This is a genomic window from Streptomyces sp. NBC_00576 (assembly GCF_036345175.1).
In the GTDB taxonomy this organism is placed as follows: domain Bacteria; phylum Actinomycetota; class Actinomycetes; order Streptomycetales; family Streptomycetaceae; genus Streptomyces.
The window spans coordinates 10,071,963-10,089,916 of the sequence record NZ_CP107780.1 but is presented as its reverse complement, the minus strand read 5'-3'; the positions used below and the strand labels follow the sequence as shown (position 1 = coordinate 10,089,916).

The 17,954-nt window shown below is 70.4% G+C and carries 18 protein-coding genes and 1 pseudogene; 16 read left to right on the top strand and 3 right to left on the bottom strand.

What is annotated here, in order from left to right:
* The first annotated feature begins 77 nt into the window (after positions 1-77).
* From OG734_RS43900 to OG734_RS43880, 5 genes are read left to right on the top strand one after another with little or no spacing between them, the layout of a single operon-like run.
* Positions 78-1,394: an ABC transporter substrate-binding protein gene (locus OG734_RS43900; RefSeq protein ID WP_330292962.1), complete on the top strand. Its 1,317-nt coding sequence runs from the start codon at positions 78-80 to the stop codon at positions 1,392-1,394.
* Positions 1,391-2,314, top strand: coding sequence for a carbohydrate ABC transporter permease (locus OG734_RS43895; RefSeq protein WP_330292961.1), 924 nt, complete (start codon positions 1,391-1,393; stop codon positions 2,312-2,314). Before OG734_RS43900 ends, OG734_RS43895 begins: the two co-directional genes overlap by 4 nt.
* Positions 2,311-3,216 carry a carbohydrate ABC transporter permease gene (locus tag OG734_RS43890; RefSeq protein ID WP_330292960.1) on the top strand — a complete coding sequence of 302 codons (906 nt, stop codon included), beginning with the start codon at positions 2,311-2,313 and terminating at the stop codon, positions 3,214-3,216. Before OG734_RS43895 ends, OG734_RS43890 begins: the two co-directional genes overlap by 4 nt.
* A complete protein-coding gene (locus tag OG734_RS43885; protein WP_330292959.1) occupies positions 3,213-4,244 on the top strand; it encodes a LacI family DNA-binding transcriptional regulator in 1,032 nt (343 codons plus the stop codon). The genes OG734_RS43890 and OG734_RS43885 overlap by 4 nt, the downstream gene beginning before the upstream one ends.
* Positions 4,245-4,304: 60 nt before the next feature.
* Complete coding sequence (locus OG734_RS43880) at positions 4,305-4,712, top strand: MarR family winged helix-turn-helix transcriptional regulator (RefSeq protein ID WP_330292958.1); 408 nt, start codon at positions 4,305-4,307, stop codon at positions 4,710-4,712.
* Positions 4,713-4,817: 105 nt separating this feature from the next.
* Here OG734_RS43880 and OG734_RS43875 read toward each other — a convergent pair whose 3' ends face one another.
* Positions 4,818-5,666: a LysR family transcriptional regulator gene (locus OG734_RS43875; protein WP_330292957.1), complete on the bottom strand. Its 849-nt coding sequence runs from the start codon at positions 5,664-5,666 to the stop codon at positions 4,818-4,820.
* Between the two features lie 351 nt (positions 5,667-6,017).
* Between OG734_RS43875 and OG734_RS43870 the strand changes: the two genes are divergently transcribed.
* From OG734_RS43870 to OG734_RS43830, 9 genes are read left to right on the top strand one after another with little or no spacing between them, the layout of a single operon-like run.
* On the top strand, positions 6,018-6,746 hold the full coding sequence (locus OG734_RS43870) for an alpha/beta hydrolase (protein ID WP_330292956.1): 729 nt from the start codon (positions 6,018-6,020) through the stop codon (positions 6,744-6,746).
* Positions 6,743-7,594 (top strand): sulfurtransferase, encoded by an 852-nt coding sequence (locus OG734_RS43865; RefSeq protein WP_330292955.1) that lies wholly within the window; start codon positions 6,743-6,745, stop codon positions 7,592-7,594. Before OG734_RS43870 ends, OG734_RS43865 begins: the two co-directional genes overlap by 4 nt.
* Before the next feature lie 52 nt (positions 7,595-7,646).
* On the top strand, positions 7,647-8,525 hold the full coding sequence (locus OG734_RS43860; RefSeq protein WP_330292954.1) for an ABC transporter permease: 879 nt from the start codon (positions 7,647-7,649) through the stop codon (positions 8,523-8,525).
* Between the two features lie 5 nt (positions 8,526-8,530).
* Positions 8,531-9,280, top strand: a complete 750-nt coding sequence (locus tag OG734_RS43855; protein ID WP_330292953.1) for an ABC transporter ATP-binding protein — start codon at positions 8,531-8,533, stop codon at positions 9,278-9,280.
* Positions 9,277-10,248, top strand: coding sequence for an ABC transporter substrate-binding protein (locus OG734_RS43850; RefSeq protein WP_330292952.1), 972 nt, complete (start codon positions 9,277-9,279; stop codon positions 10,246-10,248). Before OG734_RS43855 ends, OG734_RS43850 begins: the two co-directional genes overlap by 4 nt.
* A gap of 47 nt (positions 10,249-10,295) precedes the next feature.
* Entirely contained in the window at positions 10,296-11,399 is a 1,104-nt protein-coding gene (locus OG734_RS43845) for an LLM class flavin-dependent oxidoreductase (protein ID WP_330292951.1), read from the top strand.
* 56 nt (positions 11,400-11,455) lie between these two features.
* Entirely contained in the window at positions 11,456-12,481 is a 1,026-nt protein-coding gene (locus tag OG734_RS43840) for an ABC transporter substrate-binding protein (RefSeq protein ID WP_330292950.1), read from the top strand.
* The gene (locus OG734_RS43835) at positions 12,478-13,629 is read left to right on the top strand and encodes an acyl-CoA dehydrogenase family protein (RefSeq protein ID WP_330292949.1); all 1,152 of its coding nucleotides are present in this window, start codon (positions 12,478-12,480) and stop codon (positions 13,627-13,629) included. The genes OG734_RS43840 and OG734_RS43835 overlap by 4 nt, the downstream gene beginning before the upstream one ends.
* A complete protein-coding gene (locus OG734_RS43830; RefSeq protein ID WP_330292948.1) occupies positions 13,626-15,002 on the top strand; it encodes an FAD-binding oxidoreductase in 1,377 nt (458 codons plus the stop codon). The genes OG734_RS43835 and OG734_RS43830 overlap by 4 nt, the downstream gene beginning before the upstream one ends.
* 12 nt (positions 15,003-15,014) lie before the next feature.
* Here OG734_RS43830 and OG734_RS43825 read toward each other — a convergent pair whose 3' ends face one another.
* Positions 15,015-15,425, bottom strand: coding sequence for an SseB family protein (locus OG734_RS43825; RefSeq protein WP_330292947.1), 411 nt, complete (start codon positions 15,423-15,425; stop codon positions 15,015-15,017).
* A 447-nt stretch (positions 15,426-15,872) separates the two neighbouring features.
* On the opposite strand from OG734_RS43825, the gene OG734_RS43820 reads away from it, so the two are divergent.
* Both OG734_RS43820 and OG734_RS43815 read left to right on the top strand, forming a co-directional pair.
* The gene (locus tag OG734_RS43820) at positions 15,873-17,138 is read left to right on the top strand and encodes an alpha-L-fucosidase (protein WP_330292946.1); all 1,266 of its coding nucleotides are present in this window, start codon (positions 15,873-15,875) and stop codon (positions 17,136-17,138) included.
* A 121-nt stretch (positions 17,139-17,259) separates the two neighbouring features.
* A pseudogene (locus tag OG734_RS43815) lies at positions 17,260-17,412 on the top strand (helix-turn-helix domain-containing protein); the annotation flags it as partial.
* Positions 17,413-17,432: 20 nt separating this feature from the next.
* Here the strand turns inward: OG734_RS43815 and OG734_RS43810 are convergent.
* Positions 17,433-17,927 (bottom strand): NUDIX hydrolase, encoded by a 495-nt coding sequence (locus OG734_RS43810; protein WP_330292945.1) that lies wholly within the window; start codon positions 17,925-17,927, stop codon positions 17,433-17,435.
* Positions 17,928-17,954: the final 27 nt, after the last annotated feature.

Genomic DNA, 17,954 nt, shown 5'->3' with positions numbered 1-17,954 from the left:
CTACTGTGAACGCTCACAGAAGCATGGCGGGCTCTTGCAGCAGGCGAGGGCCCCACCAGGTCAGGGGAGAACGTTCCATGCCGAACACGAAGCAGTGGCGCCTCGTGGCAACCGCAGTCGCCGTCACACTCGGCGCCACCACACTCGCCGCTTGCGGGTCCGACGACGACAGCGACGCCCAGTCGGGCCCGGTGTCGCTGACGTACTGGACCTGGACGCCCGGCATGGACAAGGTCGTCGACCTGTGGAACAAGGGGCCGGGCAAGGAGCAGCAGATCACCGTCACGGTGAAGAAGCAGGCGTCCGGCGACACCCTGGTCACCAAGATCCTCACCGCGCACAAGGCCAAGAAGGCGCCGGACCTGGTGCAGGCCGAGTACCAGGCCCTGCCGACGCTGGTCAGCAATGACGCGCTCGCGGACATCTCGGGCGAGGTCGGCGACGCGAAGAAGGACTTCGCCGAGGGTGTCTGGCAGCAGACGACGCTGGGCACGGACGCCGTGTACGCGGTGCCGCAGGACATCGGGCCGATGATGTTCTACTACCGCGAGGACCTCTTCAAGCAGTACGGCCTCAAGGTCCCGACCACCTGGGCCGAGTTCGCCCAGACCGCCCGGGACCTGAAGAAGAAGGCCCCGGACAAGGACCTCACCACCTTCTCCGCCAACGACTCCGGCCTCTTCGCAGGGCTCGCCCAGCAGGCCGGCGCCAAGTGGTGGACGACCTCCGGCGAGAAGTGGAAGGTCGGTATCGACGACGCGGCGACCCAGAAGGTCGCCAAGTTCTGGGGCGACCTCGTCAAGGAGGACGCCATCGACAACCAGCCGATGTACACCCCGGCCTGGAACAAGGCGCTCAACACCGGCAAGCAGGTCGCCTGGGTCAGCGCGGTGTGGGCACCGGGCACACTGACGACGGCCGCCCCGGACACCAAGGGCAAGTGGGCCATGGCCCCGCTCCCCCAGTGGTCGGCCGGCGAAGACGTGACGGGCAGCTGGGGCGGCTCCTCGACCGCCGTCACCACCGACTCCGGCAACAAGTCGGCCGCCGCGAAGTTCGCCGCCTGGCTGAACACCGACCGTGACGCGCTGGCCGCGCTCGCCAAGGAGGGCGGGATCTACCCGGCCGCCACGGGCGCCCAGCTCAGCGGCGCGTTCGTCAAGTCGCCCGACTTCTTCTCCAACCAGGCGGACTTCTACCCCAAGGCCGCCGAGATCGCGAAGACCACGGCGCCCTCCGCGTGGGGTCCGAACGTGAACGTGGCGTACACCTCGTTCAAGGACGCGTTCGCGTCGGCCGCGAAGAACAAGTCGGACTTCGGCGCCGCTCTGAAGACGATGCAGGACGACACGGTCGGCGACCTGAAGAAGCAGGGCTTCGGAGTCGCGGAGTGACCAGCGCACGCCGGAGGTCGTACGGGGTCAGGTCGGCCCCGTACGCCTTCCTCCTTCCCGCGGTGATCCTGTTCGCCCTCTTCTTCGCGCTGCCCATCGGCTACGCGCTCTGGCTGAGCCTGCACAAGGTGAAGGTGTCCGGCCTGGGCCTCGGTGCCGGGGCGCGGAAAGAGGTCTGGGCGGGCATCGAGAACTACACCGATGCCCTCACCGACAACGAGCTGCTGAACGGCGCGCTGCGCGTGGTCGGCTACGGCGCGATCGTGGTCCCGGTGATGCTGGGTCTCGCCCTTGTCTTCGCGCTGATGCTCGACGCGGACAAGGTGCGGTTCACACCCTTCACCCGGCTCGCGATCTTCCTGCCGTACGCCATTCCAGGAGTCGTCGCCGCGCTGCTGTGGGGCTTCCTGTACCTGCCGGACGTCAGCCCGTTCTATTTCGTCCTCGACAAGCTGGGGATGCCGCAGCCGGACCTGCTGGACGGCGGTCCGCTGTACCTCGCTCTCTCCAACATCGCGGTGTGGGGCGGTACCGGCTTCAACATGATCGTCGTCTACACCTCGCTCCAGTCCATCCCGGCCGAGGTGTACGAGGCGGCGAAGCTGGACGGCGCCACCCCGCTGCAGATCGCGCTCAGGATCAAGATCCCGATGGTGGCGCCCTCGCTGGTGCTGACCTTCTTCTTCTCGATCATCGCGACGCTCCAGGTGTTCAGCGAGCCGACCACCCTCAAGCCGCTCACCAACTCCGTGTCCACGACATGGAGTCCGCTGATGAAGGTGTACCAGGACGCCTTCGGCAAGGGCGACATCTACTCGGCCGCGGCCGAGGCGACGATCATCGCGATCGTCACGCTGGTCCTGTCGTTCGGCTTCCTGCGGGCCGCGAACTCCCGTAACAAGCAGGAGGCAGCACGATGAGTTCTCTTGCCGTGGGCAAGGCCGAGACGGCGACGGGCACCAGGCCCGGCACCGCGCAGCGCCCGCCGCTGCGCAACAGGATCGCCCTGGTCCCGACGATCACCCTGCTCCTGGGTGCCCTGTACTGCCTGCTGCCGGTGGCGTGGGTGGTGATCGCGGCGACGAAGTCGGGCAGTGAACTGTTCTCCACGTTCACGTTCCTGCCCGGCAGCGGCTTCACGGACAACGTGAAGGAGCTGAGCGCCTACCGCGACGGCGTCTACTGGAAGTGGATGGGCAATTCGGCCTTGTACGCCGGCCTCGGCGCCCTTCTGTCGACGGCCGTCTCCGCGATCAGCGGCTACGCGCTGGCGATCTACCGCTTCCGCGGCCGGGAGACGGTGTTCAGCGTCCTGATGGCGGGCGTGCTGATGCCGCCGGTGATCCTCGCGATCCCCCAGTACCTGCTGCTGGCGAAGGCCGACATCACGGACTCCTACGCGTCCGTGCTGCTGCCGCTGATCCTCTCCCCGTACGGCATCTATCTCGCCCGGATCTACGCCGCCGCGGCGGTGCCGGCCGACGTGGTCGAGGCCGGGCGGATGGACGGAGCGAGCGAGTGGCGGATCTTCACACGGGTCGCGCTCCCGATGATGATCCCAGGCCTGGTGACGGTGTTCCTGTTCCAGTTCGTGGCGGTGTGGAACAACTTCCTGCTCCCCTACATCATGCTCAGCGACGACGAGAAGTTCCCGATCACGCTGGGTCTGTTCACGCTTCTCGAACAGGGAGCGAACACCCCGGCGCTCTACACGCTGGTGATCACGGGCGCGTTCCTGGCGGTCCTCCCGCTGATCGCGCTGTTCCTGGTCATCCAGCGGTTCTGGAGCCTCGACCTGCTGTCCGGAGCCGTAAAGTCATGACCATGAGCAATACCGGGGGCCGGCGCAAACCGCCGACGATCCACGACGTGGCCCGCGAGGCAGGAGTATCCCGAGGCACCGTCTCGCGTGTGCTCAACGGCGGGCACTACGTCAGCCCGACCGCCCACGAGGCGGTGAACGCCGCGATCCGCAAAACGGGTTACGTGGTGAACCGCCACGCCCGCTCGCTCATCACCGGGCGCTCGGACTCGATCGGCTTCCTGCTGACGGAGCCTCAGGAGCGGTTCTTCGAGGACCCCAACTTCAACGTGCTGCTGCGGGGTTGCACCCAGGCACTGGCGGCGCACGACATCCCCCTGCTGCTGATGCTGGCGGGCACGGAGGACGAACGGCGCCGCCTCACGCGGTACATCACCGCCGGACACGTCGACGGGGTACTGCTGGTCTCCAGCCACTCCGGTGACCCGGTGGCGCAGGAACTGTGCGAGGCGGGCGTACCGCTCGTCGCGTGCGGCAAGCCGATCGGCCTCGGCTCCAAGGTGAGCTACGTGGCGGCGGCCGACCGCGACGGCGCCCGCGACATGGTCCGCCACCTCCTCTCCCTGGGCCGCCGCCGCATCGGCGTCGTCACGGGTCCACTGGACACCCCGGGCGGTGTGGAACGCCTCGCCGGCTACCGCGAGGTCCTGGCCGAGGAGGGCATCGAGTACGACGAACGCCTCGTCGTCTCCGGCGACTACAGCCGGGCCAGCGGCGAGGCGGGCGCGGACCGGCTGCTGGCCCAGTGCCCGGACCTGGACGCCGTGTTCGTCGCGTCCGACCTGATGGCCCAGGGTGTGCTCACGGCACTGGAACGGGCGGAACGGAGCGTCCCCGGGGACGTGTCGGTGGGCGGCTTCGACGACTCCTCGGCGGCCCTGGCCGCCCGCCCCCAGCTGACGACCATCCGGCAGCCCTACGACCGGATCAGCGCCGAGATGGTCCGGGTACTGCTCGCCCAGATCGGCGGCGAGGACCCGGCGGCGGTGATCCTGCCCACCGAGCTGATCAAGCGGGGGTCTGCCTGAGCCGGCGGTCACACCACTCGGGCCCGTCGGTTTTTATGCATACGCATTAACATGGGGTGCATGGCAGCGAACAAGGCCGGTACGGGGCTGGCGGACCAGTGGCGGGACATCCTGGCGGCGCACGCGCGCACGATGTGCGAGATCGACCGCGCGCTGCATCCGCACGGCCTGGGCGCCAGTGACTTCGAGGTGCTCGACGTCCTGGTCTCCGAGGAGGCCGCCGCGACGAACCCCTCCGCCCCGGGCGAGCAGTGCCGGGTGCAGGACATCGCCGGCCGGGTCCATCTCAGCCAGAGTGCGCTGTCGCGGCTCATCGGGCGGCTGGAGAAGGACGGGCTGGTGGAGCGCAGCATGTGCGTGGAGGACCGGCGGGGGGTGCGGGTCGCTCTGACGGCTCGGGGGCGTGCGCTGCACGGTGAGGTTCTGCCGCTTCAGCGGGCCGCTTTGGCGCGGACGTTGGGCGAGTAGGCGTTCTTCGGCAGTTCGTTGGCTGCGGGCCGGTGGGGGCTTGTCGCTCCCCACGGCGGAGCCGCATATTGACACAGCCCCGCGCCCCTGTCGGGGCGCTTCGGCTCAGCTCAGTAGTTGGCGTACCGCCGCGAAAGCTGCTTCTACCGTTGCCGGGTCCGTGCCCGGGCGGGCCAGGGCGCTCATCGGGATCGGGGGGACCGGGGGCAGGCCCTCGTACGGGGTGAGGCCGTCGGGGGCCGGGCCGACCGTTGCCAGCAGGGCCACGCCCCGGCCGGTGCGGGCGAGGTCGAGGACGCCCGCCAGATAGCCCGCGTCGCCGACCACCGACGCCGCGACGCCCTGCTCGGCGAGGGTCGCGATGGCTCGACGGCGGATGGCGCAGGGGTCCTCGATGGCGACCAGCGGAACCGGCGCCGGGGCGGCCGGGGGTGCCCAGCCGGGGGGAGCGTGCCAGGTCAGCGGCAGCCCACCGACCGGTGTGCCCTCCGTCGCGGCGGCCTCCGTGACGTACACGGCGACATCCACGCTGCCGCGCTCCACCGCCTCCACCAGCCGCGCCGACCGGTCGATGCGGAACCGCACCCGACAGCCGGGGCGCACCGCTTCGACGGCCGCGGTCAGCAGTGGCAGGAACTGGTCGGCGGCGTGCTCTGTGGAGCCGAGGGTGATCGTGTCGCCGTCGACGTCGAGCAGGGTGCGTACGGCCTCGTCGTGGACGGCGAGGACACGGCGGGCCTGTTCCAGCAGCAGTCGGCCCTCCGGGGTGAACCGCATGCCCCGGCCCTCGCGCTCGACGACGGGCCGGCCCAGGGTCTTCTCCAGCCGGCGGACGTGCTGGCTGACCGCGGACTGACTCAGGGCGAGCGCCTGGGCCGCGCGATGGAAGCCGCCGTGGTCGGCGATCGCGGTCAGGCTGCGCAGCGCCACGATGTCGAGGACAGGTTGGGGCATACGGCGACCGTAGCCCGCACGGGTCATCGATCGCCATTCCTGATCGATCACGGATGCTGATCGATTTCGATGCGGAATCGTCGTTGGACGTGGTGCACCGGTGCCGGTCATGATGAGCGCATGGCGTATCCGACCGCATCTGCTGCTCTTCTCACGCAGCGCCGAGTCATCGACTTCGGCGTGGCGTGCAGCGCGCGCTGTCGTTGATCCCACGCCGTCTCCCGGCGTTTCCGTACGGCCTGAACTGACCGGCTCCGTGCTGCCCGCACGCCGGTAGGCCGTTCTCCGACCCCCTCCTCTCACGCCCTCCGCATGCCCTTTTCCCTGCCCTGGAACAGGAGTTGCCCCCTCATGCCCTCTTCGTCGTCGCCCCCCGCCCCCACCCCCGCCTCCTGGGACGAACCCGAAGGTCTCGCCGCGCGCGGCACGCTGATCGTGCTGCCCGGCCGGGGCGAACACGGCGGTGTGTACGAGCGGTTCGGCCGCCGTCTCGCCTTCGACGCCTACCGCGTACGGGCGTTGGGTGACCCGTCCGCTGATCCGTCCGTGCTCGACGAAGCGGCCAAGCTCCTCGCCGACGAGTCACTGCCGGGCCCGAAGGTCCTGGTCGGTTCGGACACTGGTGCCCGGTACGCCGTCCAGCTCGCCGCCGAGCACCCGGTGGGCGTCGACGCGCTGGTCCTCGTGGGTCTGCCCACCGGCCCCTGGACGTCCGGGAGTTGGGAGGAGGAGCTGGCCGCACGGACCGCTTGCCCGACCCACCAGGGGCGCCTCGCCGACGACCCCGCCTTCCGGCGCGGCGCGATCGAGGCGGCCGTCGACCTGCCGGAGCCGCAGCTCGACCAGGTCCAGGTGCCCGTGCTCGCCCTGCACGGCAAGGACGACACGGTCAGCCCGCTCGACCGGGCGCTGACCGTCTACGAGGGGCACACGAACGTCCGGAGCGTGACTTTCGCCGGCGGCCGGCACGACGTGCTCAACGACGCGCTGCACCGCACCGCCGCCGCCACAGTCGTCCTCTTCCTCGAACGGCTGCGCCTGTCCCCCGAGCTGCCCGCGATCGCGGAGGGCCTCGCATGAGCACCTCGCGTGTGACGACCACCGTCACCCAGCTTCGCGACGCCCTCGCCTCCGGGCAGCCGCCCCTGGTCCTCGACGTCCGCTGGGCGCTCGGCGACCCGTACGGCCGCGATCACTACACCGACGCGCACATCCCGGGCGCGGTGTATGTCGACCTCGACACCGAACTGGCCGCGCCGCCCAGCCCGGAGGGCGGCCGGCATCCGTTGCCCCGCCTCGCGGAGTTGCAGAAGGCGGCCCGCGGCTGGGGTCTCCGGCAGGGCCAACCGGTCGTCGTCCATGACGACTTGGGCAACACCGCCGCCGCAAGAGCATGGTGGCTGCTCCGGTACGCCGGAGTGGCCGAAGTGACTCTGCTGGACGGGGCGTTGGGTGCCTGGAGGGCGGCGCAACTGCCGCTGGAGTCCGGTATTCCCGTCGATCCGGAACCCGGCGATGTCGTTCTGAGGGCGGGCGGGCTGCCGCTCACCGATGCCGACGGTGCCGCCGAACTCGCCAGCGTCGGGCTGCTGTTGGATGCTCGCGCCGCCGAACGGTACCGGGGTGAGGTGGAGCCGGTGGATCCCCGCGCGGGACACATCCCGGGCGCGGTCTCCGCACCCACCGGGGAGAACCTCGCGGCCGACGGCACGTTCCTGTCGCCCGAGCTACTGCGCAAACGGTTCGAGGACCGGGGTGCCGGTGAGGCGTCGCGCATCGGCGTGTACTGCGGTTCCGGTGTCACCGCCGCCCACCAGATCGCCGCGCTCACCATCGCCGGTTTCGACGCGACCCTCTTCGCCGGTTCCTGGTCCGCCTGGTCCGCCGATCCCACCCGCCCGGCTGCGACCGGCCCCGAGCCCTCCTGACGCCGAACACCGTCCGGGGCCACTGCCCGAGCCCCGCGAGAGGAACCCCGCCATGACAACCAAACCGCTCGACGCGGCGCCCCTGGCCCTGCCGACCCCCGACACTCCCCCGGACCGGGCACCCCGGATCACCATCCGCGGCGCCGCCCGCACCACCCGCCGCTTCCAGCTTCCCCGTTCGGTACGCCGGTCCGCCGGTCCCGTGGGCCTCGTACTCCTCTGGTTCCTGACCTCGGCCACGGGTGTGCTGCCCGAGTCGGTGCTCGCCTCACCCGTGGACGTCCTGAAACAGGCCGTCGACCTGACGAAGAACGGTGAACTGCCCAGCGCCATCGCCGCGTCGGGCCGCCGGGCCGCCATCGGCTTCCTCATCGGAGCGACCGTCGCGCTCGTTCTCTCCCTGCTCGCCGGGCTGTTCCGGCTCGGCGAGGACGTCATCGACTCGTCGATGGGCATGTTCCGGGCGATCCCCTGGGTGGGTCTGATCCCGCTGTTCATCGTCTGGTTCGGTATCGAGGAGACCCCGAAGATCGCGCTGGTCGCCCTCGGTGTCACCTACCCGCTGTACTTCAACATCTACGGCGGGATCAGGTCCACCGACGCCCAACTCGTCGAAGCCGCACGGATGATGGGGCTCGGCCGGCTCGGGCTGATCCGGTACGTCATCCTGCCGAGCGCACTGCCCGGAGCACTCGTGGGGCTCCGGTACGCGCTCTCCACCGCCTGGCTCGCCCTCGTCTTCGCCGAGCAGATCAACGCGGACGCGGGACTCGGCTATCTGATGAGCAACGCCCAGCAGTACTTCCGTACCGACATCATCGTGCTCTGCCTCGCCGTGTACGCACTGCTCGGCCTCGCCTGCGACTTCGCCGTACGGGTCCTGTCCCGCCGCCTGCTGACCTGGCGGGCCAACTTCGAAGGCGAGGCGTGATCACCATGGCCGACACCACGAGCCACAGCGTCATCACGACCAACAGCGTGGAAATACGGGGGCTTTCGCGGGCCTTCGACGGCAACACCGTCCTGCACGAGCTCGATCTCGACATCCGGGAGGGCGAGTTCGTGGCGCTGCTCGGGCACAGCGGCTGCGGCAAGTCGACACTGCTGCGCATTCTCGCCGGACTCGACGAAGAGATCGGCGGCGAGGTGACCGTGCCCGCGCGGCGCAGCGCGGCCTTCCAGTCGCCGCGGCTGCTGCCCTGGCTGAAGGTGTGGCGCAACGTCGTCCTCGGGTTGCCCGGCCGGCCCGACCGGGCGCTCGCCGCGAAGGCGCTGGACGAGGTCGGTATCGCGGACCGCGCGACCGTCTGGCCCAAGACGCTGTCCGGCGGCCAGGCCCAGCGGGTCTCGCTGGCCCGCGCCCTGGTCCGCGAGCCCGAACTGCTGCTCCTTGACGAGCCGTTCGGCGCCCTCGACGCGCTGACCCGGGGCAGGGTGCAGCAGTTGGTCGCCGAGCTGTGGCAACGGCACGGCTGCGCGATCCTCCTGGTCACGCATGACGTGGAGGAGGCGCTGCTGCTCGCCGACCGGGTCCTGGTGATGGACGAGGGGCGCATCGCCCACGACCTCACCGTCGACCTGCCCCGCTCCCGCGATCTCACCTCGCCCGAGTTCGTCACCCTCCGCGCCCGCCTCCTCGGCTGGCTCGGCGTCACCGCACACACCCTCGAAGGGACCCCCTCGTGATACGCAGAATCGCCACCGCCGCGCTGAGCCTCACCGCCCTGCTGGCGCTGACCGCCTGCGGCGCGGACTCCTCGGCGGACGCCGCCGGAAGCGGCTCCCGGGTGACCCTCACCCTCGGCGACCAGGCCAAGACGCTCCAGACGCTCGTCGACGCGTCCGGCGCGCTCAAGGGCGCCAAGTACAAGGTGAAGTGGGCCGAGTTCGAGGGCGCGGCCCCGCTGTTCCAGGCCGTGCAGGCGGGCGCCGCCGACACCACCTACTCCGCCGATCTGCCCGCCCTGCAGGCGCTCAGCGGTGGTGTGAAGTTCAAGAACGTGGCCGCGCTGAAGAACGACGGCCACCACACCGGGATCATCGTCCGCAAGGGCTCGGAGGTGCGAAGCGTCAAGGACCTCAAGGGCAAGAAGGTCGTGGTGTCCTCGGCGAAGGGCAGCATCGCCGAGTACCTGCTCGCCAACGTCCTGAAGCAGAACGGCCTCGAATATTCCGATGTGAAGGTGCAGTACCTGCTGCCGACGGACGCGCAGGCCGCCTTCTCCTCCGGGAAGATCGACGTCTGGGCGACCTTCGGTGTCTACCAGGCCGTCGGCCTCCAGCAGGGCGGCCGGCTCCTCGTCGACGGCGCAGACGGCCGGATCAGCGGCTACGGCTTCATCGGGGCCTCGGACAAGGCCCTCGCGGACCCGGCGAAGAAGGCCGCGCTCGGCGACTTCCTGAAGCGGCTCGGTACGGCGCTGAAGTGGACGAGCACGCACCAGGACGCGTACGCCGACGCCATCGTCGAGCGCAACGGCGCCACCCCGGCGATCGCGAAGACACTTGCCTCGGCCGCGTACAGCAAGGTGCTGCCGATCACACCGGAGGTCAGCTCGACCGTCCAGGACGTGGCCGACCTCATGAACGGCATCGGTGTCCTCGACCCGAACGTCGACGTGGCCGATTCGGCCGACACCTCCGTCCTCAAGTAATCGGTATCGCGGTACGGCAAAACCGCTGTACAGCAAAGGAGTTCATCATGCCTGTCGAGTTCATCAGCGCCGTGCACACCGACTCCGGGGCCTCCGGTCCTGCCGCGGCGAGCCGCACCGGTTTCGACCCCGACCACCTCCGCAAGTACGCCCGCGCCCTCGACGACGGCGGCTTCGACCACACCCTGGTCGCCTATCACTCGGCTTCGCCGGACGCCTTCCAGGTGGCCCAGTTCGTCGCCACGCACACCGAGCGGGTGCGGCCGATCCTGGCCCACCGGCCGGGGGTGATCTTCCCGACGCACGCGGCCCGGGCGCTGGCCACCCTGGACCGGATCAGCGACGGTCGGCTCACGCTGCACATCATCTCCGGGGGCAGCGACGAGGAGCAGCGCCGCGAGGGCGACTATCTCGACAAGCGGGAGCGGTACGAGCGTTCGGACGAATACATCCAGATCCTGCGCAAGGTGTGGCAGGCCGAGGGGCCCGTCTCGCACGAGGGCAAGTACTTCCGGTTCGAGGGCTACTACTCCGATGTGAAGCCCGTGAACGGGCTGGTGCCGATCTCCGTCGGCGGGTCGTCCGAGGACGCCTACCGGGTCGGTGGGCAGCAGGGCGACATCTTCGGGCTGTGGGGCGAGCCGCTCAAGGAGACGGCCGAGCAGATCGCCGCCGTCAACGCGGTCGCCGCTGCCGCCGGGCGCCCCGACCCCCGTATCTGGGTGTCGTTCCGTCCGATCATCGCGCCCACCGACGAACTGGCCTGGGAGAAGGCCCACCGCACGCTCGGTGTGCTCAAGGACCAGGCGTCGAACACCGAGCTGCTGCGCCACTACCGGACCAACGGCCGTCCCGCGAACGTCGGTTCGCAGCGGCTGCTGGACATCGCCGAGCGGGGCGAGGTCCACGACCGGTGCCTGTGGACCGCCCCGGCGGTCGCCACCAACGCGGCCGGCGCCTCCACAGCACTGGTCGGCTCACCGGAGACGGTCGCGAAAGCGCTCCTCGACTACGTCGACATCGGCTGCGACCTGCTGTCGATCCGCGGCTACGACCCGCTCAACGACGCGATCGACTACGCCCGTTACGTCCTTCCGCTGGTCCGCCAGGAACTCGCCCACCGCGCGGCCAGCTCAACTCGAGCCGCCTGACACCGACTTCCCCACCACCTCCTCACCCCGTCTGCGAACACCCCTATGGAGACTCCTTGTTCCGCCGCTCACGTTCACTGCGCTCACTGCGCACGTCCGCCGCCGTCCTGCTGCTCGCCCTCACGGCGGCCTGCGGTAGCCAGGCCAAGGCCGAGTCGTCGTCCGACCAGTCCGCCGTCACCCTGAGGGTCGGTGCGACCGGCTGGAAGGTCGAGGAGGCGATCCTGAAGTTCGCCCACCTCGACGACACCCCCTACGACGTCAAGTGGAGCGTGTTCCAAGGGGGTGACCTCCAGCTCCAGGCGATCCGCGCAGGCGCCCTCGACGTCGCCTCCTCCAGCGAGATCCCGCCGATCTTCGCCGCCGCCGACGGCAAGCCGAACTTCAAGGTCGTCGCCGTGCAGCGCGGCGCCACGCTCAACCAGGAGGTCGTCGTCCCCAAGGGCTCGAAGGTGACCGACATCGCCGGGCTGAAGGGCAGGAAGGTCGGCTACGTACAGAACACCACCGCCCACTACTTCCTCTACCAACTGCTGAAGCAGGCGGGCCTGAAGTGGTCCGACGTCGACGCCAAGCCGTTGCTGCCCAACGACGGCCTCGCGGCCCTGAACGGTGGTGGCATCGACGCCTTCGCCTCCTACGGCACGTCGATCATCACCGCCCACCAGCAGGGCGCGACGACTGTCGGCTCTGGCAAGGACATCCTGTCGGGCAACTTCCTGTGGACGGCCCGCGACAGCGTGCTGAAGAACCCCGCCCAGCAGGCGGCGACGGCCGATCTGATCGCCCGGATCACCCAGGCGTACGCGTACGTCAGGGACGGCCGCGAAGCCGAGTTCGCCGAGGTCGTCTCCAAGAACACCCACCAGCCGCTCGCTCAGGCGAAGAAGGACCTGGTCGACCAGCAGACCCAGCGTCCGACGCAGGCCCGCACGGTCGGCGACGACACCATCGCCTCGCAGCAGAAGGTGGCGGACGTCTTCACCGAACTCGGCGCGCTGAAAGAGCACTTGGACGTGAAGTCGTTCTGGACGACGAAGCTCAACACCGAACTTGCCGCCGACCTGAAGAAGACGCCGTGACCACCCGCATCGCCGAACTGGCCGCCGAGTACGACAGGTCGGGCGCGTTCCCCGCCGAGTCCCTGAAGGCCGCCCACGAGGCCGGCCTGCTCACCGCCACCATCGGTGAGCGGTACGGCGGCCGGGGCGCCGGCGTCGAGGAGACCGCGCGCATCCTGCACACCCTCGGCCAAGGGGACCCGTCCGTCGCCCTGATCGCCGCGATGACCCTCACCACCCACGGCCGGCAGTCCGTCCAGCCGCACTGGCCCGAGGAGTTGTACGCCCGGGTCGTCAAGGAGTCGTTCGTGCGTCCCGTGCTCATCAACCACGCCCGCGTGGAACCCGAGTTGGGCTCCCCCGCGCGCGGCGGACTGCCCGCCACCCGGGCCCGGCACACCGGGGACGGCTGGTCGGTCAGCGGGACGAAGCGGTTCGTCACCGGCGCCGAGGGCCTCGACTGGTTCCTGGTGTGGGCCACCACCGACGAGCCGGAGCCACGCGTGGGCACCTTCCTGGTGCCCGGCGACTCGCCCGGCATCGAAGTCACCGGCCACTGGGACCAGTTGGGGCTGCGGGCGAGCGGCAGCCACGACGTGACGTTCCGGGACGTGGAGGTGCCGGCCGAGCACGTCATCGGCCTCGCACCGTACGGTCCGGCCGCCGAGCAGGACAACCGGGCGGGCGCCTCCCTTCATCTACCGCTCGCCGCGCTGTATTTGGGGGTCGCACGGGCCGCGCAGGCGTACTTCCACACGTTCGCGCGGACACGGGTGCCCGCCAACCTCGGGTATCCGGTGGCCCGTACGGAACGGTTCCGGCGGACGGCCGGCGAGATCGAGGTGCTGCTCACCGGAGCCGAGCAGCTGGTGTTCGGGGGTGCCGCCCGGGTGGACGCCGCCGACTCCTCGTACACCCCTGAACAAGCCCTGGGAGCCCGGGTGTTGGCGGACCGCCATGGCGTACAGGCGGTCGGGCTGGCCGTGCGGCTGCTCGGCAATCCGGGGCTGGCCCGGGGAAACCCCCTGGAACGGCACTTCCGCGACATCCAGTGCGCACCCGTGCACGCGCCCCAGGAGGACATCTCCGTGCTCGCGATCGGAACGAAGGCCCTTGAAGCGAATGTCCCGGAGGCATCGGTCCGGGACGCCGAGGAGCAGGACCGGTGACCGCCCCCACGACTACCGCATCCGCCCAGCTCCTCGGCCTGCTGGCCCGTGATCTCCCGCCCGACCGGCTGGCCACCGACCCGGCGACGCTCGCCGCGCACGCCACCGACCGCTCCGGGACCCGAGCGTACGGCGGTCCGCTCGCCGTCGTGCACGCGAGGCGGACCGGGGATGTGACCGTCACCCTCCGGCACGCGCACGCCCTGCGCGTGCCGGTGGTGCCGCGCGGTGCGGGCACCGGGCTGTCGGGCGGCGCGACAGCCGGCGAGGGCACCCTCGTCCTCGACCTGTCCGGCATGAACCGCATCCTGGAACTGTCGGCGGACGACCAGCTCGCCGTCGTGGAACCCGGCGTGATCACCGCCGAGTTGGACCGGGCGGCGGGCGCGCACGGCCTGCGGTACGCGCCCGATCCGGCGAGTGCGGCCCTGTCGACGATCGGCGGGAACATCGCCACCAACGCGGGCGGACTGCGCTGCGCCAAGTACGGCGTGACGCGTGACAGTGTGCTCGGTCTGGAGACGGTGCTCGCCGACGGCACGGTGGTGCGCACGGGCCGCCGTACCGTCAAGGGCGTCACCGGCTACGACCTGACCGCGCTGCTCACCGGCTCGGAAGGCACCCTCGCGGTGATCACCTCGGCGACGCTGCGGCTGCGCCCGCTGCCGGTGGCCACGGCCACCCTCGCCGCGTACTTCCCGTCCTTCGAGGCAGCCGCCGAGGCCTCGTACGCGATCAGCAGGGCCGGGGTCGTACCGGCGCTGGCGGAACTGGTCGACGGGCCGGTGCTGAACGCCGTCGACCCGGCGCTGCGGGAGCGCGGCGCCGCGCTGCTGCTGGTGCAGTGCGACGGGGCCGGCGCCGGGGCGGAAGCGGCGGCGGTCGCCGAGGTCCTCGCCGGGACGGGCGCGACGTCGGTCGAGCGGACCGAGGACCCGGCCGAGGCCGAGGCCCTGCTCGCCGCCCGCCGAGGCGCCCTGCCCGCGCTGGAGCGGCTGGGCCGCCCGCTGATCGAGGACATCGCGGTACCCCGCTCCCGGCTCGCTGAGGCGGCCCGCGAGATCCGGGACATCTCGCGGCGTCACGGCGTCCCCGTGTTCACCATCGCGCACGCGGCGGACGGGAACCTGCACCCGATCATCGTCGTCGACCCGGCCCTGGACGGGCTGCCGGACGCCGCCTGGGAGGCGGCGGGCGAGATCTTCGCCCTGGCGCTGCGGCTCGGCGGGACGCTGACCGGCGAGCACGGGGTGGGCGTGCTGAAGCGGCAGTGGGTCGCCGACGAACTCGGGCCCGCCGCCCATGCGCTGCAGCGGCGCATCAAGGACGCGTTCGATCCACGGGGCATCCTCAACCCCGGCAAGTCCCTTTAGCCGTACGGGGGTTCAGTACTCGAACGGCCTGGCCAGCAGGGTGCGTACGCCCTCGGAGGTGACCGTCATCCCGTGCGGGGAGGCCGCGTCGATGGTGAGCGAGAGGTCACCGGTGGGCCACTGGTCGGCGAGCGCGCCCAGCGGGATCACACGGTAGCGGGAGACGGACGGCAGCAGCTCGGCCAGTTCGGGCTCCGAGGTGAACACGGGCACGGCCTCCCGCCCGTCCGGCTCCTCCAGGACGGGCAGCGCGACGGTCGAGGGATTGCCGGCGTCCACGTCACTGACGTCGTCAGGTACGGGGACCAGTACGTCGCTCATCGCGAGGACGTCCAGCGCGGCCGGATCCTGGCTGTTGTCGGCCAGGGCGTCGAGCGCCCGCCGGGCCGGTGTGGCGGTGTGATGGCGTGCGGGTGTCTCCATGGTGGGTCCCCTGGTAGCGGCGGTCGTACGGGCCGCCCGGGACACGGTCGGCCCCGGGCACAGTGTGGGTCGCCTACCCGACCGGGTCGCGGGCATGCGCGCCCCGGACAGGCGACGTCGGGGACGCGCCGCCCCTGCCCCGCAGTGCCGCGGTCAGCGGCTCCGCCGGTATCCGTGACAGTCGCGAAGCTGTCCGTCGAGCCGTCGAGCCGCTGATGTACCGGCATTGGTTTTTCGACCAGTCCGTTGAAGTCGCCACGGAACACGAGGTCGTTGTTCGCCGCGTCGCCCGACTTGGCGTGCCGGCTGCCGCCGCGGCCGTTGGCCGTACGCCTCGTGCGCGACTCCGATACGCCCATGCGACGTCATCTGCCGATGGTGAAAACAGACCAGTAATGGTGACCGGTGCCCACGCGCGCGCCGGGAGCCCGTGCCTAGCGTGGGCGCATGCCGATGCAACCCTGGTTCTCCGATGCCAAGCTGGGCATCTTCATCCACTACGGCATCTACGCCGTGGACGGCTGGGCCGAGTCCTGGTCCTTCTACACGGGCGAGGTCACGCACGAGGAGTACATGAAACAGCTCGACCGTTTCACCGCCTCGCGCTACGACCCGCAAGGATGGGCTGAGCTGTTCGCCCGCGTCGGCGCCCAGTACGCAGTCCTCACCACCAAGCACCATGACGGCGTGGCCCTGTGGGACACCGACCACCGCAATCTGGACGTGGTCCACGACACACCGGCCGGCCGCGACCTGGTCACCGGCTTCGTCGACGCCCTCCGCGAGCAGAACCTGAAGGTCGGCCTCTACTACTCGCACTCCGACTGGAACCACCCCGACTACGCGAGCGAACGCCACCCCGGACCCCACATCGTCGAGCCCAACGACTACTCCCAAGCCCGCCCCGGCGAGGAGGACCCGGAGGCCTGGGCGCGCTATCTCGCCTACCGCGACGGCCAGGTGGGAGAGTTGGTCGAGCGCTTCCGCCCCGACATCCTCTGGTTCGACGGCGAGTGGGAGCGAACCGAGGAGCAGTGGCGGATGCGGGAGCTGTCCGAGCTGATCCTCGCGGGCAACCCGGACACCGTCCTCAACGCCCGCATGCTCAGTTACGGCGACTACGCCACCCCTGAGCAGGGCGTTCCGCTGATCGCCCCGGACGGCCCGTGGGAGCTGTGCCTGACGATCAACGACTCGTGGAGCTACCGGGCCAAGGACCGCGACTTCAAGTCGGTCCGCCAGCTGGTGCGTTACTTCACGGAGACGATCGGCATGGGCGGCAACCTGCTGCTCGGGGCCGGCCCCATGGAGGACGGCACGATTCCCGCGGAGCAGGTAGAGCGCCTGGAGGGGCTCGGTGCCTGGGTCACCAAGCACGCCGACGCCGTGTACGGCACGGTCGCGGGCCTGCCCGCCGGCCACCACTACGGGCCGAGCACGCTCTCCGCCGACCGGCGCACCCTGTACCTGATCTGCTTCGACGCGCCCCGCGAGGCCGTGTCGATCCGTGGCCTGCGCAACGCGGTACGGCGCGTCTCGGTCGTCGGCACGGGCGTCGAGCTGGGCCACCACGTCACCGGCGGTCTGGACAAGGTGCCGGGCGTGACCTGGATCGACGCGCCCAGGGCGGCCGACCTGGACGAGTACGCGACCGTCCTGGCCGTGGAGCTCGACGGTGAGCTGGACCTCTACCGGGGTGCGGGCCGCGACTGACAGCTGACAGGCAGCGTCCCGGCCGACCCACGGCCAACAACACGCCGATGACACCACAGGACATGACATCCAAGACAGGAGTTCGAACGAACACCCTCTGGGCGGAAACCCCGCCAACGGCCGGGCGCGCACGGCCACAGCGTTGAACGTCCATCCCCGCACCCTCGACTACCGCCTCCGGCGCGCACACGAGCTCACCGGCATCCATCCGGGCTCCACCCGCGGCGTACGGGTCCTCAGCGCCGTCATGACACGCTCGCTCGCCCGGGGCTGAACCACTCAGCGCGGCCCGAGTCATTCGAAACTGGCGAAACCCGTGGTGTCGAACCAGGTGGGCGCCTCGGCATCGGACATCGCCTGCTTGATCCGGAACAGAGCGAACTCGTTCAGTTCAGGCAGCGCGTCCACCGTGAACCAACCGACGTCCAGGGACTCGTCGTCGTTGACCCGAGCCTCCCCGCCGACGGCCCGACAGCGGAAGGTGATGTCCATGTACTGACAGACGTCACCGTTCTCGTACGTCACCGGGTCCAGTGCCTGGACGAGCACGACCCGTTCGGGCACGCACCGGACCGCCGTCTCCTCGTAGACCTCCCGCACCGCGCACGCCGCCGGCTGCTCGCCCGGGTCCGGGATGCCGCCGACCACCGACCACTTACGGGTGTCGGTGCGCCGGCCCAGGAGCACTCTGCCCTCGTCGTCGAAGACGAGGGCAGTGACACCGGGGAGCCAGAGCAACTGACGGCCGGCGGAGGAACGTAGTGCGCTGATGAAGTCAGGAGTAGCCATGCCCCGACCCTAACGGGCCGGTCCTGT

Bases quoted from the DNA above. Each gene is read 5' to 3' on its own strand.
- OG734_RS43900 (WP_330292962.1), top strand. From the start codon at position 78: ATGCCGAACACGAAGCAGTGGCGCCTCGTGGCAACCGCAGTCGCCGTC.
- OG734_RS43890 (WP_330292960.1), top strand. From the start codon at position 2,311: ATGAGTTCTCTTGCCGTGGGCAAGGCCGAGACGGCGACGGGCACCAGG.
- OG734_RS43885 (WP_330292959.1), top strand. From the start codon at position 3,213: ATGACCATGAGCAATACCGGGGGCCGGCGCAAACCGCCGACGATCCAC.
- OG734_RS43880 (WP_330292958.1), top strand. From the start codon at position 4,305: ATGGCAGCGAACAAGGCCGGTACGGGGCTGGCGGACCAGTGGCGGGAC.
- OG734_RS43875 (WP_330292957.1), bottom strand. From the start codon at position 5,666: ATGCCCCAACCTGTCCTCGACATCGTGGCGCTGCGCAGCCTGACCGCG.
- OG734_RS43870 (WP_330292956.1), top strand. From the start codon at position 6,018: ATGCCCTCTTCGTCGTCGCCCCCCGCCCCCACCCCCGCCTCCTGGGAC.
- OG734_RS43865 (WP_330292955.1), top strand. From the start codon at position 6,743: ATGAGCACCTCGCGTGTGACGACCACCGTCACCCAGCTTCGCGACGCC.
- OG734_RS43860 (WP_330292954.1), top strand. From the start codon at position 7,647: ATGACAACCAAACCGCTCGACGCGGCGCCCCTGGCCCTGCCGACCCCC.
- OG734_RS43855 (WP_330292953.1), top strand. From the start codon at position 8,531: ATGGCCGACACCACGAGCCACAGCGTCATCACGACCAACAGCGTGGAA.
- OG734_RS43845 (WP_330292951.1), top strand. From the start codon at position 10,296: ATGCCTGTCGAGTTCATCAGCGCCGTGCACACCGACTCCGGGGCCTCC.
- OG734_RS43825 (WP_330292947.1), bottom strand. From the start codon at position 15,425: ATGGAGACACCCGCACGCCATCACACCGCCACACCGGCCCGGCGGGCG.
- OG734_RS43820 (WP_330292946.1), top strand. From the start codon at position 15,873: ATGCCGATGCAACCCTGGTTCTCCGATGCCAAGCTGGGCATCTTCATC.
- OG734_RS43810 (WP_330292945.1), bottom strand. From the start codon at position 17,927: ATGGCTACTCCTGACTTCATCAGCGCACTACGTTCCTCCGCCGGCCGT.